Genomic DNA, 12,939 nt, shown 5'->3' with positions numbered 1-12,939 from the left:
CGTACGTCGCGGGTCAGCCCACGGTCTCCATGCGGTAGCCGACGCCGCGCACCGTGCGCACGAAGCGGGACGTGCCCCGCCCCTCGCCCAGCTTGCGGCGCAGGTTGCCCATGTGTACCTCGACCAGGTGTGTCTCGCTGGTCCACACATCGCCCCAGACCTCACGCAGCAGGGCCTCGCGCGACCACACCCGCGCCGGGGAGCGCATCAGCGTCGCCAGCAGCCCGAACTCGGTGGGGGTCAGCGCCACCTCCTGGTCCCCGCACATGGCCCGGTGGCCGTCCACGTCGAGGGTGAGCAGGCCGTGGCGCAGCACCTCGTGGCCCTCGGGGATCCGCTCGCTGACCACGACCGCCGGCCGGGCGGCCTCCGCCACTGCGGGCAGCGCGGCCGATGCCGGGACCGGTGGCTCCACGGTCGCGAACGGCGAACCCGGCCCGCGCCGGGGCCGACGGAACATCGCGTTGACCCGGGCCTTGAGCTCGCGGACGCTGAACGGCTTGGCGAGGTAGTCGTCGGCGCCGGTCTCCAGCCCGATCAGGCGGTCGATCTCGTCGCTGAGCGCGGTGACCATGATGATGTAGGCGTCCGTGATGGTGCGGATGCGCCGACAGGCCTCCACGCCGTCGATCCCCGGCAGGCCCACGTCGAGGGTGATCAGGTCGGGGTCGAGCTCACGCACCGTCTCCACGCCCCTGAGCCCGTCACTGACGGTGGTCACCTCGAAACCCTGGGAGATCAGCGCGAACTCCACGAGAGCGGCAATGTCGGCATCGTCCTCGATGACGACCGCGCGGCGCTGCTCCGTCCCCCCTGTTCCCATGACCCTGATGATGCCATTGATCTTGCTGGTTTCTTGAGGTTGCGTGCCGAATCGCTTGAACTCTCCAAGCGACACTTGTCTCATGAGCCGCTTCGACACTGTCCGCCGCGGGGTCTGTCTCGCGCTGGCCGTGTTCTGCCTGCTCGTCGTCCCGGAGCTCGCCTCGGCGAAGTTCACCGGCCGGGCCACGGTCTCGCAGGCGGTCGGGACTGCGTCGCTGGCGACCCCCAGCGGCACCGGCGACTACTACTGTCGCTGGCCCCTGGTGGGCTGGAAGGTGCACGAGGGGATCGATCTCAATGTCACTGTCACTGGCACGTACCCGGTGGGTACAACGTTCCGCTACACGCTCTACCGCGGCACGACGCCCGTGGCGACCAAGACCGCCGCGAGCCGAACCGTCTCTTTCGCGGAAACAATCGACCCTGACAACAAGATCGGCACCATCTGGCGGGTGGTGGCGCAGCCCCTCCTGGGTCGCTGGACCGGCCCGGAGTGGACCTCACGCGACATCACCTGCCGCGTCATGGATCGCGACGGCAGCTTCTGAGTACCGGGCGCACTCGCGCTGACTCCGCGGCTGAGGGCTGTGGCTCCTCAGCCCTCAGCCGAACCGCCCGGAGATGTACGCCTCGGTCGACGGGTGCTCGGGGTTGGAGAACACCTTCTTCGTCGGGTTGAACTCCACCAGCTGCCCCGGCCGGCCGGTGGCCTTGAGGTTGAAGAAGCCGGTGTCGTCGGAGACCCGGGCCGCCTGCTGCATGTTGTGGGTGACGATCACGATCGTGTAGTCGCTCTTCAGCTCGTGGATGAGGTCCTCCACCGCGGACGTCGAGATCGGGTCGAGCGCCGAGCAGGGCTCGTCCATCAGCAGCACCTGCGGCTCGACCGCGATGGCCCGGGCGATGCACAGCCGCTGCTGCTGGCCTCCCGAGAGCCCGCCGCCGGGCTTGTCGAGGCGGTCGCGGACCTCGAGCCAGAGGTTGGCCCCGCGCAGCGAGCGCTCCACGATGGTGTCCGCCTCGGACTTCTTCATCCGCCGGGCGTTGAGTCGGTTGCCGGCCAGCACGTTCTCGTAGATCGACATGGTCGGGAACGGGTTGGGCCGCTGGAAGACCATCCCGATCTGGCGGCGTACGGCGACCGGGTCGACGCCGGGGTCGTAGAGGGACTGGCCGTCCACGACGACCTTCCCCTCGACCCGCGCGCCGGGGATCACCTCGTGCATCCGGTTCAGCGAGCGCAGGAAGGTCGACTTGCCGCACCCGGACGGGCCGATGAAGGCCGTCACGGAACGGGCGGGGATGGTCATGTTCACCCCCTGCACCGCGAGGAAGTCGCCGTAGTAGATGTCGAGGTCGCTGACGTCGATGCTCTTGGCCATGTCGTGGGGTTCGCTTTCGGTGGGTCGGGGGTCAGCGGCCGGACTTGGGCGCGAAGCGCGAGCCGATGAGGCGGGCGAGCAGGTTCAGGCCCATCACGATCGCGATGAGCACCAGCGCCGCACCCCAGGCACGCTCGCGGCCGAACTCGGGCGGGATCCCGGGCTGCATGTAGGAGTAGTAGATGAAGACGGGCAGCGTCGCCATCCGCTCGTGGAAGGCGTCGAGGTTCAGCGAGTCGGTCTTCCCTGCGATGATCAGCAGCGGCGCGGTCTCGCCGGCGACCCGCGCCACGGCCAGCATCACGCCGGTGACGATGCCGCCCATCGCGGTCGGCAGCACCACCTTGGTGATCGTGCGCCACTTCGGCACACCCAGCGCGAGCGAGGCCTCGCGCAGCTCGTCGGGCACCAGCTTGAGCATCTCCTCGGTGGCGCGCACCACGATCGGGACCATCAGCACCGACAGCGCGACGGCGCCGCCGATGCCCATCCGGACGCCCGGCCCGAAGATCAGCGCGAACAGCGCGTAGGCGAACAGTCCCGCCACGATCGAGGGGATCCCGGTCATCACGTCCACCAGGAACGTGACCAGGCGCGCCGGGCGGCTGCCCGCGCCGTACTCCACCAGGTAGACCGCGGCCAGCACCCCGACCGGCACCGAGATCAGCGCGGCCCACCCGGTGATGATCAGGGTGCCCATGATCGCGTGGTAGATGCCGCCGCCCTCACCGACCACGCTGCGCATCGAGGCGGTGAAGAACTCCGCGGACAGCGCGGGCACGCCGCGCGAGACGACCTGCCAGAGCAGCGTCACCAGCGGGAGCATCGCGAGCGCGAAGGCGGACCAGATCAGGCTGGTCGCCAACCGGTCGGCGGCCCGGCGGCGCCCCTCCACGGCGCGCGACCAGATCGGCAGCGCCGTGATCTGGAGGCCGGCCGCCAGGAACAGCGTCCCGACCAGACCCCAGCCGAGGAGGAGCGCGACCAGCCCGGCGGACGCCAGCGCCGGTACGGCGACCAGCAGCGGCGCGGAGCGGGGCAGCTGCGGTTGGACCAGGGAGACCGGGGCGCGCGGGACGGCGTCCGGCTCGGTGGCGACGACGCTCATCTCAGCGACCTCCTGTGAGCTGGCCGCGCGAGCCGATCCAGCGGCCGGTGAAGTTGACGACGAAGGTGACCAGGAACAGCACCAGCCCGCTGAAGATCAGCACGTTGACCTTCATCCCCGATGCCTCGGGGAACTGCAGCGCGATGTTGGCGGCGATGGTCGAGGGGTTGACCGAGGAGATCAGGTTGACCGTGACCACGCCCGTGGCCGAGAGCACCATGGCGACGGCCATCGTCTCGCCCAGCGCGCGTCCGAGCCCGAGCATGATCGCGGAGATCACCCCGGAGCGGGAGTAGGGGAAGACGGTCAGCCGGATCATCTCCCAGCGGGTGGCGCCCAGGGCCAGGGCGGCCTCCTGGTGCAGCCGCGGGGTCTGCGCGAACACCTCGCGGCAGATGGCGGTGATGATCGGCATCGCCATGATCGCCAGCACCATCGCGGCGGTGAGGATGGTCTTGCCGGTCGTCGAGGGCGGCCCCTCGAAGAACGGCAGGAAGCCCAGCCGCTCGTGGAGCCAGCCGTAGACCCCCACCAGGTGGGCCCCGAAGAACTCGATGCCCCACAGCCCGTAGACCACCGACGGCACCGCGGCGAGCAGGTCGACCAGGTAGCCGATCGGCCGGGCCAGCCGGCGCGGCGCGTAGTGCGAGATGACCAGCGCCAGCCCGATCGACAGCGGAGCCGCGATCAGCATCGCCAGCGCCGCCGCCAGCAGGGTGCCGTACAGCAGCGGCCAGACGTAGAGGAGCAGGTTGTCCGCGCCGAGCTGCGCGTCGGTGGCGGTCACCGCCGGCATCCCCTCGAGCAGCAGGAACAGCGCGACACCGGTCAGCGCGGCGAGGATCAGGAACGCCGCCGCGCTGGTCAGCCCGGCGAAGACGGTGTCACCGCGGCGCGAGGGCGCCGCGGCAGGAGGTGGCTCGGTGTCGATCACGTGACGCTGATCGCCTCGACGATGCCGCGGGCCTCCTCGGCCAGCGCCGCGGACAGCGGAGCGGAGCCGGCGCTCTCGGCTGCGGCCTGCTGGCCCTCGTCGCTGACGACGTAGCCGAGGTAGCCCTTGACCAGCTCGGCGGTGGCCGGGTCGGCGTAGGTCTGGCAGGCCAGCAGGTACGACGTCAGCACGATCGGGTAGGCGCCGGCCGCGTCGGTGTCGTAGTCGAGGTCGAAGGCCATGTCCACCTCCGCGCGGCCCTTCACCCGCGGCGAGACCTCGAGGATCTTGGCCGCAGCCTCGGCGGTCGGGCCGACGAACTCGTCACCGACCTGGACCTGGACGGTGCCCAGCTCGCCGGCCTGGCTGGCGTCGGCGTAGCCGATGCTGTTGGTGCCGCGCGACACCGCGGAGACCACCCCCGAGGTGCCGCTGGCGCCCTCGCCCTGCTCGATCGGCCAGTCGCCGACCTCGCCGTACGTCCAGACCTCGGGCGACACCGTCGCGAGGTAGTGGGTGAAGTTCTCCGTGGTGCCGGACTCGTCGGAGCGGTGCACCGCGGTGATCGCCTCGGCAGGGAGGTCGACGCCGGGGTTGGTCGCGGTGATCGCCGGGTCGTCCCAGCGGGTGATGGTGCCGGCGAAGATGCCGGCGATGGTCGCCGCGTCCAGGTTCAGCTCGTCGACGCCCTCGACGTTGTGGATGACGGCGATCGGGCTCACGTAGTTCGGGATCTCGATCGGGTCGCTGCCACACTGCTCCTTGGCTGCGGCGAGTTCGCCCTCGTCGTCGTCGAGGTAGGAGTCGGAGCCGGCGAACGGCAGGCCGCCGGAGACGAACTGCTCACGGCCGCCGCCGGAGCCGATCGGGTCGTAGTTGACGGTCGCGTCGGGGTTGGCCTCCTGGAACCCGGCGCGCCACACCCCCTGCGCCGCCTCCTGCGAGCTCGCGCCGCCGCCGCTGAGGGTGCCCGACAGGCTCGGCGCGTCGTCCGCCTCGGCGGAGCCGCCCTCGTTGGACGCGCTGCAGCCGGACACGGCCAGGGCCAGGGCGGCGAGTCCGGGCACCACGGCCCGGCGGAACGAAGTGATCGTCACTTACTACTCCTGAGAACGTCGAGACTGCTGACGCTCAGGACGGTAGACAGGCCAGGTGTCCGGACCCGGTGACGCGGGTGAACGAGGGGTGAACATGGCGGAGCATTCGGTTCACTCCACCTGGTGCACCTCGGTGGCGACCACCCGGTCGTGGCGGTGGTGGGCGACCAGCATGGCCCCGGGCTCGAGCTGCGCCGCGGGCAACCCGAGCGCCTCCCACACCGCCGGCAGGACCGGGCGATGGGTGCACAGCACGGACGCGTCGTCGGCCACCAGCAGCTCCGCGACCGCGCCGGCGACGCTCTGGGCGGTGGCGCCCTCCTCGCTGAGCCCGTCGTACGCCGCGGGCACCAGGCCGTGGGCGCGCAGGTAGGGCTCGACCGTCTGCACGCACCGGGTGCTGCTCGAGGTGACCACCCGCTCGACGCCGTAGGCCTCCAGGATGGGGACGACGGCACAGGCCTGGTGCGCGCCGGCCTCGGCGAGCGGGCGGCGCCGGTCGTCGCCGGTCCACTGCTTGCGGGGGAACGCCTTGCCGTGGCGCAGCACGACCAGCGGGTAGGAGCGCTTGCGCAGCGGCACCGACTCACGCAGCGTGTCGCGGTCGTAGCCGTAGGTCAGCCGCTGCAGCGCGGCGTCGTGGTCCAACCACGCGACCCGGTCGATCTCGTCGTTCGCGGTGTAGCCGCTCACGTCGTCGTCGCCCACCACCCGGCCGACCCAGTAGTGCACGGTCTTCGGCCGCCCGCCGACCGGGTAGTGCTGGTCGCTCAGCGGGGGCCCGAGCCGGACGCCCAGGCCGGTCTCCTCGAGCACCTCGCGCACCGCCGCGGTGGTGGCGTGCTCCCCCGGGTCGACGTGGCCCTTGGGGAAGGACCAGTCGTCGTAGCGCGGCCGATGCACGAGCAGCACCTCGCGGCCCCTGCGCGTGACCACCGCTCCGGCCGAGACGATCTCCAGGCTCATGGCGCTAGTCTCACACCACTCTCGCAACGACAGGAGCAACCCGTGCGCGCACTCCGTGCCGTCCGTTCCCGGATGACCCGGCGCACGACGCTGGCGGCCGTCGCCGTGGTGGCCGTCCTCGCCCTCGTCGGGGGCGCCCTGGTCGCCTGGGGGTGGTGGCGCGAGTCGCAGCGCACCGAGCTGGAGCGCGCGGTGGCGATGGCCCCGACGGGGACGCTGCGCCTGGCCTGGACCGACTGGCAGGCGGTGCGCGAGGAGCTGGGCGTGGACGCGCCGCCCCTCGACGCCGAGCAGACCCAGCGGTTCCTCGACCGTGGCTTCGAGCGCGACCTGACCTCCAGCACCGCGCTGGTGGCCTCGGCGGTGACCATGCAGGAGGAGTTCGGCTTCTCCCCCGCCACCGTGGAGTGGGAGGCGTTCAGCCAGTCCGCGGACGGCGCGCTGGTGACGATGCGGCTGCCCGAGGCGACCGACTTCGACGAGCTCGGCGAGAACCTGGAGTCGCTGGGCTACGCCGCCCCCAAGAACGACGACGGCGTGTGGGGCGGTGGCCCCGAGGTGGTCGCGCGGATCGGCGGGACGCTCACCCCCGAGCTGCAGCACGTCGCGCTGCTCGAGGACGAGCGGTTGGTGCTGACCTCCGACACCGCGACGTACCTCGAGCGGGCGCTGGACGCCGTGGGCGGCGACGGGGCCGGGATGAAGGACGTCGACGATGCCGTCGGCCCCTCGGGCGAGCCGCTCTCGGCCGTCGTCTACACCGGTGATCAGGCCTGCCGCTCGCTGGCGATGTCTCAGGCCGACGAGACCGACCAGGGCCAGGGCGCGGAGCTGGTCACGGCGGCCGGTGGCGTGCACCCGCTCACCGCCTTCGCGATGTCGGTGCAGCCCGACGACACCGTCCGCGCCGTACTCGCGCTGGAGGACGAGGGACGCGCCCGCTCCGACGCCGACAGCCGGGCCACCTTGGCCACCGGCCCCGCCCCGGGCCAGGGCGGCGACTTCAGCGACCGCTTCGAGCTCACCTCCGCCACCGCCGAGGGCCGCAGCGTGGTCCTCGACCTGGCCCCGGTCGAGGGCGAGTACGTGCTCTCCGACCTCAGCACCGGCCCCCTGCTCTTCGCCACCTGCTGACCCACCTCCAGCCCGGGCCCTCCAGCCCGGGTCCCCGCCCGCCCGGGTCGTGTGCCCCACGCCGCGCCCCAGCGCGTGCTCAGGCACACGACCCCGCAGCGCGCGCGATCAGCTGAAGCGGCGCAGGCGCAGGCTGTTGGTGACCACGAAGACCGAGGACAGCGCCATCGCGGCCCCGGCCAGCATCGGGTTGAGCAGGCCCGAGGCGGCCAGCGGGATCGCGGCCACGTTGTAGGCGAAGGCCCAGAACAGGTTGCCCTTGATCGTCGCGAGCGTACGACGCGCGAGGCGCACCGCGTCCGCGGCGACTCGCAGGTCGCCGCGCACCAGGGTCAGGTCGGATGCCTGGATCGCCACGTCGGCGCCGGTACCCATCGCCAGCCCCAGGTCGGCCTGGGCCAGCGCGGCGGCGTCGTTGACCCCGTCCCCGACCATCGCCACCACCCGCCCCTCGTTCTGCAGGCGCTTGACCTCGTCGACCTTCTCGGCCGGCAGCACCCCGGCGATGACGCGCTCGATGCCGACCTCGGCGGCGATCGCCTGGGCCGCGCGCTCGTTGTCACCGGTGAGCAGCACCGGCTCCAGACCCAGGCCGCGCAGGCGCTCGACCGCCTCGACGGAGGTCGGCTTGATCGTGTCGGCGACGACGAGCACGCCACGCGCCCGGCCGTCCCAGCCGACCGCGACCGCCGTCCGGCCCTGGCCCTCGGCACGCTCCAGGGCGGCGACGAGGTCCTCGGGCAGCGGCTGGGACCAGTCGGCGAGCAGCCGCGGGCGACCCACCAGCACGGCATGACCCTCGATCGTGCCGCGGACCCCGAGACCCTCCACGTTGGCGAACTCCTCGACGGGCGCGAGCGCGTCGCCCGCGTCCAGGGCGCCGGCGACCACGGCCCGCGCCACGGGGTGCTCGGAGCCCTGCTCCAGGGCGGCCGCGAGACGGCGTACCTGGGCGACGGACTCCCCCGCGGCGGCCACGGTGTCGACCAGCGCCATCCGGCCGGTCGTCACGGTGCCGGTCTTGTCGAGCACCACGGTGTCGATGCGCTGCGTCGACTCCAGCACCTCGGGACCCTTGATCAGGATGCCCAGCTGGGCGCCGCGGCCGGTACCGACCATCAGCGCGGTCGGTGTGGCGAGCCCGAGCGCGCAGGGGCAGGCGATGATCAGCACCGAGACGGCGGCGGTGAAAGCGGCCGTCGCGCCCTCGCCGAGGCCGAGCCAGAAGCCGAGGGTCACCACCGCCAGCGTGATCACCACCGGGACGAAGACGCCGGAGACCCGGTCGGCGAGGCGCTGCACCTGGGTCTTGCCGTTCTGCGCCTCCTCGACCAGGCGCGCCATCTGCGCGAGCTGGGTGTCGGAGCCGACGCGGGTGGCGCGCACCACCAGCCGTCCGCCGGCGTTGACCGTGGCCCCGACCACGGCGTCGCCCGGCCCCACCTCGACCGGGACGGGCTCGCCGGTGAGCAGCGAGGCGTCGACGGCGGAGGTCCCGGACTCGACGACGCCGTCGGTGGCGACCTTCTCGCCGGGGCGGACCACGAACCGGTCGCCGACGGCGAGCAGGTCGGCGGGGACCAGCTCCTCACGCTCCGCGCCGGGCGCTCCGCGCAGGACGGCGACCTCCTTCGCCCCCAGCTCGAGCAGGGCGCGCAGCGCGGCTCCCGCCTGACGCTTGGAGCGCTTCTCGAAGTAGCGCCCGGCCAGCAGGAACGTGGTGACCCCGGTGGCGACCTCGAGGTAGATGTTGGCGAGCCCGTCTCCGCGCTCGACGGTGAACCGGAACGGATGAGTCATCCCGGGCTGACCGGCGCTGCCCCACAGCAGCGCCACCAGCGACCAGACGAACGCCGCCAGGACGCCGATCGAGACCAGGGTGTCCATCGTCGAGCTGCCGTGGCGGGCGTTGGTCCAGGCGGCGCGGTGGAACGGCCAGGCGCCCCAGACGACGACCGGTGAGGCCAGGGTCAGCGAGATCCACTGCCAGTTGGTGAACTGCAGCGGCGGGGCCATCGCCATCGCGATCACCGGCACGCTCAGCAGCGCCGAGATGATCAGCCGCTGGCGCAGGGCGAGCACCTCGAGGTCACCGGCGTCGACGGTGTCTCCGGCCGGGGCGCCACCGGCGGCGGAGCGCTCCTCGCGCGGCGGCGGAGGCAACGTCGCCGAGTAGCCCGCCGCCTCGACGGTGGCCAGCAGCTGGTCGGTGGTGACCGTGGGCGGGAAGGAGACCTTCGCCTTCTCGGTCGCGTAGTTGACGCTGGCGGTGACGCCCTCGAGCTTGTTGAGCTTGCGTTCGATGCGGTTGGCGCAGGACGCGCAGGTCATCCCGCTGATGGCCAGCTCGAGGGCGGTGTCGGGCCCCGGGCCGGTGGTGGTCTCAGTCATCGCGACCGCTTCCTTGCTGGTGCTGCGGGTCCTGGTGCTGCGGGTCCTGCGGCTGGTGCTGCTGCGGCTGGTGCTGCTGGGGCGTGCGCTGCTGGCTGGGCTCCTCGAGCGGCCCGAGCGCCCGCCCGGCCCCGAAGGCGGCGGTGAAGGCGAGCAGCAGGCCGGCGACGAACGCCGCGACCCGCACCGGCGTACTCATCGATCGGGCCGGGGCGAGGCGCTCATGCGAGCGCGTAGCCGGCCTCTTCGACCGCAGTCGCCACGGCGCTGCGCTCGACCGGCTCCTGGCTGACGACCGTGAGCTGTCCGCTCTCCAGGACGACCTCGACCGACTCGACGCCGGGGATCTCCTGGACCTCCTCGGTGACGGAGGCGACGCAGTGGCCGCAGGTCATGCCGGTGACGGTGTAGGTGCTGGACTGGCTCATCGGGATCTCCTCGTGGTGGGTGGGGCGGGCGTCAGGACCGGACGAGCCGGGCGATGGCATCGACGGCCTCCTTGACCTTCTCCTGCGCCTCGCGGTCTCCGGCGCGGGCCGCGTCGACGACGCAGTGGTTCATGTGCTCCTCGAGCAGGCTGATCGAGACCGCGTGCAGGGCTCGGGTCATCGCGGAGATCTGGGTGAGGATGTCGATGCAGTACTTCTCCTCCTCGACCATCCGCTGGATGCCGCGGGCCTGGCCCTCGATCCGGCGCAGTCGCTTGAGGTGGTCGTCCTTGTTGGGGACGTACCCGTGCTGGTGATCGGCCATGTGAATACCATACCCCCCTAGGGTAAATATCGACGTGGAGGGCAGCCCGGAGAGGCCCGAAATGCAGGCGACCCGACAGGGTGCCTGAGCACTGCTGCCGGGTCGGTCGGGTACGTCGGAGGGTCAGCTGGGCGGGTCGGGCTCGGGGGCGACACCCAGGATGTCGTCGATCGCCTCGGGCGTGAGAGGGCCGTCGGCCTCACTCGCCGCGATGATCAGGTTGGTGGTCAACTCCACCTCACCGAGCAGGACGCCGTCTTCGAGCGTGACGTCGAACTGGTCGTGCACGCGAGGCTCCTTGGGGGCAGGGTCAAAAAGGGAGGACGCCCCCCGTCGGAACAACGATGCCCCCGCCGCGCGCGCACGAAACCAGACACCCGCGATTTTGCCCCGAACAGGGGACGCGGGCGCCCGGAACGGCAACGAGGCCCCACCCGAAGGTGAGGCCTCGTCGTCAGTCGTCGGACAGGTGCTGTCCGGCGCGATCCGCAATCAGATGGCGCGAACGTTCTCCGCCTGGGGACCCTTGGGGCCCTGGGTGACGTCGAACTCGACCTTCTGGTTCTCGTCGAGGGACTTGTAGCCCTGCGACTGAATCGCCGAGTAGTGCACGAAGACGTCGTCGCCGCCGTCCTCCTGCGCGATGAAGCCGAAACCCTTTTCGGCGTTGAACCACTTCACGGTGCCCTGAGCCATTGCTCAATACTCCTTAGTCGGGGCGAGAGCCTTCACTTCGAAGACCCACAAAAGATGCGGTGACACGTCGCTCCGACTACGTGAGTTGTTGAGGCCCACGAAGCAGAAACGCCGTTGGATCACAAACTCCGCGGGCGTCAGCCGTTCTGGAACTTGCACCTGTTGCAGGACTGACAGTACCAAGGACCGGCCCTCCACAAACCATCCAGGTCAAGGATTTTTGGCCAAATATGATGAGCGTTCTGCGACAGCCGCGTGCCGCGACGCGCCCGAAGGTGACCGCAAGCGTGACCAGGGTCTCGGATCTCCCCACCGCGCGCGGCATGGCTGCGCCGAACCTGGGCACCGGGACGCTGCGACACGCGCGAACGGCAGAGGAAGGGACCCGATGGAACCCATTCCCGAGACGAGCGCGGTGGTCCGCGACCTGGAGCAGGCGGGAGCCGAGGACCTGCTGTCCCGGCTGCGGGCGACGGCGGCGCAGGTGCGCCGGCTCGCTCCGTTCTGCATCGGGCTCAGCCTGAGCTACCTCCAGCACGGCCTGACCTTCACCCTCGTCGCCACCGACCAGGAGCTCGCTGCCCTCGCCGGCGACCAGGACGTCACCGACGGGCCCGGCCTCCGCGCGATCGAGCACGGCGAGACCGCGCAGAGCGACAGCTCGAGCCTGATGGACGAGGGGAGCTGGCGCCTCTTCGCCCAGGCGAGCGCCGCCGTCGGGGTGGCGAGCACCCTGTCCATGCCGCTGCGCAGGAACGGCGTGGTGACCGGCGGCGTCAGCCTGTACGGCGCCTCCGACGACGCCTTCCTCGACCGCACCCAGGCGCTGGCCGACGCCCTGGGCGCCTGGGCCCCCGGGGCGGTCACCAACGCGGATCTGCCGTTCGGGACCCGCCTGGAGGCAGCTCGGGCTCCCGGCCGGTTGCGTGAGCAGGGGTTGATCGATCGGGCCACCGGCATCATCTCGGCCGCCCAGGGCGTCGACCTCAAGACGGCCCGCGACCGGTTGCTGCAGGCCGCGGCGCTGGCTGGGATCGACGAGGTCGCCCTGGCCCGGACCTTGGTGGAGGAGCGTCGGGCCTAGGCCCGAGGCGTCGGTGGCGGGGGGACCGAGCGCGCATGTCAGGCTGAGCGCCGTGGAAGCACTGACCGCCGACCAGCTACGCCACTCGTTCGTGAACTGCTCCAAGGGCGAGGCCTCGCGCCTGGCCCTGCCCCGGGATCTGGAGACGACCCGCTGGGACGACCTCGACTTCCTCGGCTGGCGGGACCCCCGCGCACCCGGCTCGGCGTACCTGGTCGCCCCGTACCTCGAGGACACCGTGGGGCTCGTGCTGCGGGTGGGCAGCGGCGGCGGTCGGGCGGGGCGCAAGAACATGTGCGCCTTCTGCCTGACCACCCACTCGACCACCGACATGGCCCTGATGGTCGCGCCGCTGCCGGGTGCGGCCGGGCGTAAGGGCAACACGGTGGGCACCTACCTGTGCGCGGACCTGGCCTGCTCGCTCTACGCCCGCGGCCTCAAGCGTCCCGATCGGGCGCAGCCGGTCGAGACGATCAGCCCCGACCAGAAGGTGGAGCGGCTGCGCGGGAACCTCGCCGACTTCCTGCGTCGAGTGGTCGCGCCCCGCGGGTAGCCGGCCCGGCCACCGA

16 protein-coding genes are annotated in these 12,939 nt (G+C 71.6%); 4 read left to right on the top strand and 12 right to left on the bottom strand.

Annotation, left to right across the window (positions count from 1 at the left end; translation table 11 throughout):
- Window positions 1-13: 13 nt before the first annotated feature.
- Window positions 14-823 carry a response regulator gene (locus tag AC6EH9_RS18880; protein ID WP_498425221.1) on the bottom strand — a complete coding sequence of 270 codons (810 nt, stop codon included), beginning with the start codon at window positions 821-823 and terminating at the stop codon, window positions 14-16.
- A gap of 82 nt (window positions 824-905) precedes the next feature.
- Here AC6EH9_RS18880 and AC6EH9_RS18875 point away from each other — a divergent pair, with 82 nt between their 5' ends.
- Entirely contained in the window at window positions 906-1,373 is a 468-nt protein-coding gene (locus tag AC6EH9_RS18875) for a hypothetical protein (protein WP_498425220.1), read from the top strand.
- A gap of 54 nt (window positions 1,374-1,427) precedes the next feature.
- Here the strand turns inward: AC6EH9_RS18875 and pstB are convergent, their stop codons facing one another.
- The 5 genes from pstB to AC6EH9_RS18850 form a co-directional block, all read right to left on the bottom strand.
- On the bottom strand, window positions 1,428-2,207 hold the full coding sequence (gene pstB, locus AC6EH9_RS18870) for a phosphate ABC transporter ATP-binding protein PstB (protein ID WP_498425219.1): 780 nt from the start codon (window positions 2,205-2,207) through the stop codon (window positions 1,428-1,430).
- Between the two features lie 31 nt (window positions 2,208-2,238).
- Window positions 2,239-3,315: a phosphate ABC transporter permease PstA gene (gene pstA, locus AC6EH9_RS18865; protein ID WP_498425218.1), complete on the bottom strand. Its 1,077-nt coding sequence runs from the start codon at window positions 3,313-3,315 to the stop codon at window positions 2,239-2,241.
- Window position 3,316: 1 nt separating this feature from the next.
- The gene (gene pstC / locus AC6EH9_RS18860; RefSeq protein WP_498425217.1) at window positions 3,317-4,249 is read right to left on the bottom strand and encodes a phosphate ABC transporter permease subunit PstC; all 933 of its coding nucleotides are present in this window, start codon (window positions 4,247-4,249) and stop codon (window positions 3,317-3,319) included.
- Window positions 4,246-5,346 carry a phosphate ABC transporter substrate-binding protein PstS gene (gene pstS, locus AC6EH9_RS18855; RefSeq protein WP_498425216.1) on the bottom strand — a complete coding sequence of 367 codons (1,101 nt, stop codon included), beginning with the start codon at window positions 5,344-5,346 and terminating at the stop codon, window positions 4,246-4,248. Before pstS ends, pstC begins: the two co-directional genes overlap by 4 nt.
- Before the next feature lie 111 nt (window positions 5,347-5,457).
- A complete protein-coding gene (locus AC6EH9_RS18850; RefSeq protein ID WP_498425215.1) occupies window positions 5,458-6,312 on the bottom strand; it encodes an NUDIX hydrolase in 855 nt (284 codons plus the stop codon).
- Between the two features lie 42 nt (window positions 6,313-6,354).
- Between AC6EH9_RS18850 and AC6EH9_RS18845 the strand changes: the two genes are divergently transcribed.
- The gene (locus AC6EH9_RS18845; protein ID WP_498425214.1) at window positions 6,355-7,446 is read left to right on the top strand and encodes a hypothetical protein; all 1,092 of its coding nucleotides are present in this window, start codon (window positions 6,355-6,357) and stop codon (window positions 7,444-7,446) included.
- A 108-nt stretch (window positions 7,447-7,554) separates the two neighbouring features.
- Here AC6EH9_RS18845 and AC6EH9_RS18840 read toward each other — a convergent pair whose 3' ends face one another.
- The 6 genes from AC6EH9_RS18840 to cspE all read right to left on the bottom strand — a co-directional run bounded on the left by AC6EH9_RS18840 (window position 7,555) and on the right by cspE (window position 11,286).
- Window positions 7,555-9,837, bottom strand: coding sequence for a heavy metal translocating P-type ATPase (locus AC6EH9_RS18840; RefSeq protein WP_498425213.1), 2,283 nt, complete (start codon window positions 9,835-9,837; stop codon window positions 7,555-7,557).
- Window positions 9,830-10,036 (bottom strand): DUF2613 family protein, encoded by a 207-nt coding sequence (locus tag AC6EH9_RS18835; RefSeq protein ID WP_498425212.1) that lies wholly within the window; start codon window positions 10,034-10,036, stop codon window positions 9,830-9,832. Before AC6EH9_RS18835 ends, AC6EH9_RS18840 begins: the two co-directional genes overlap by 8 nt.
- A gap of 22 nt (window positions 10,037-10,058) precedes the next feature.
- On the bottom strand, window positions 10,059-10,265 hold the full coding sequence (locus AC6EH9_RS18830) for a heavy-metal-associated domain-containing protein (protein ID WP_498425211.1): 207 nt from the start codon (window positions 10,263-10,265) through the stop codon (window positions 10,059-10,061).
- Between the two features lie 31 nt (window positions 10,266-10,296).
- Entirely contained in the window at window positions 10,297-10,590 is a 294-nt protein-coding gene (locus tag AC6EH9_RS18825; protein ID WP_498425210.1) for a metal-sensitive transcriptional regulator, read from the bottom strand.
- A 123-nt stretch (window positions 10,591-10,713) separates the two neighbouring features.
- Window positions 10,714-10,878 (bottom strand): hypothetical protein, encoded by a 165-nt coding sequence (locus AC6EH9_RS18820; RefSeq protein ID WP_498425209.1) that lies wholly within the window; start codon window positions 10,876-10,878, stop codon window positions 10,714-10,716.
- Between the two features lie 204 nt (window positions 10,879-11,082).
- Window positions 11,083-11,286, bottom strand: a complete 204-nt coding sequence (gene cspE / locus AC6EH9_RS18815; protein ID WP_028636594.1) for a transcription antiterminator/RNA stability regulator CspE — start codon at window positions 11,284-11,286, stop codon at window positions 11,083-11,085.
- A 388-nt stretch (window positions 11,287-11,674) separates the two neighbouring features.
- Between cspE and AC6EH9_RS18810 the strand changes: the two genes are divergently transcribed.
- A complete protein-coding gene (locus AC6EH9_RS18810; protein ID WP_498425208.1) occupies window positions 11,675-12,370 on the top strand; it encodes a hypothetical protein in 696 nt (231 codons plus the stop codon).
- 52 nt (window positions 12,371-12,422) lie between these two features.
- A complete protein-coding gene (locus AC6EH9_RS18805) occupies window positions 12,423-12,923 on the top strand; it encodes an FBP domain-containing protein (protein ID WP_498425207.1) in 501 nt (166 codons plus the stop codon).
- Window positions 12,924-12,939 lie beyond the last annotated feature (16 nt).

This window comes from Nocardioides sp. Z21_20 (assembly GCF_059766585.1).
Note: the sequence above shows the minus strand (reverse complement) of the source record. Positions and strands in the feature narration are given on the sequence as shown.

Coding starts and splice junctions, on each gene's coding strand:
- AC6EH9_RS18880 (WP_498425221.1), bottom strand. CDS start 823: ATGGGAACAGGGGGGACGGAGCAGCGCCGCGCGGTCGTCATCGAGGAC.
- AC6EH9_RS18875 (WP_498425220.1), top strand. CDS start 906: ATGAGCCGCTTCGACACTGTCCGCCGCGGGGTCTGTCTCGCGCTGGCC.
- pstB (WP_498425219.1), bottom strand. CDS start 2,207: ATGGCCAAGAGCATCGACGTCAGCGACCTCGACATCTACTACGGCGAC.
- pstA (WP_498425218.1), bottom strand. CDS start 3,315: ATGAGCGTCGTCGCCACCGAGCCGGACGCCGTCCCGCGCGCCCCGGTC.
- AC6EH9_RS18850 (WP_498425215.1), bottom strand. CDS start 6,312: ATGAGCCTGGAGATCGTCTCGGCCGGAGCGGTGGTCACGCGCAGGGGC.
- AC6EH9_RS18840 (WP_498425213.1), bottom strand. CDS start 9,837: ATGACTGAGACCACCACCGGCCCGGGGCCCGACACCGCCCTCGAGCTG.
- AC6EH9_RS18835 (WP_498425212.1), bottom strand. CDS start 10,036: ATGAGTACGCCGGTGCGGGTCGCGGCGTTCGTCGCCGGCCTGCTGCTC.
- AC6EH9_RS18830 (WP_498425211.1), bottom strand. CDS start 10,265: ATGAGCCAGTCCAGCACCTACACCGTCACCGGCATGACCTGCGGCCAC.
- AC6EH9_RS18825 (WP_498425210.1), bottom strand. CDS start 10,590: ATGGCCGATCACCAGCACGGGTACGTCCCCAACAAGGACGACCACCTC.
- cspE (WP_028636594.1), bottom strand. CDS start 11,286: ATGGCTCAGGGCACCGTGAAGTGGTTCAACGCCGAAAAGGGTTTCGGC.
- AC6EH9_RS18810 (WP_498425208.1), top strand. CDS start 11,675: ATGGAACCCATTCCCGAGACGAGCGCGGTGGTCCGCGACCTGGAGCAG.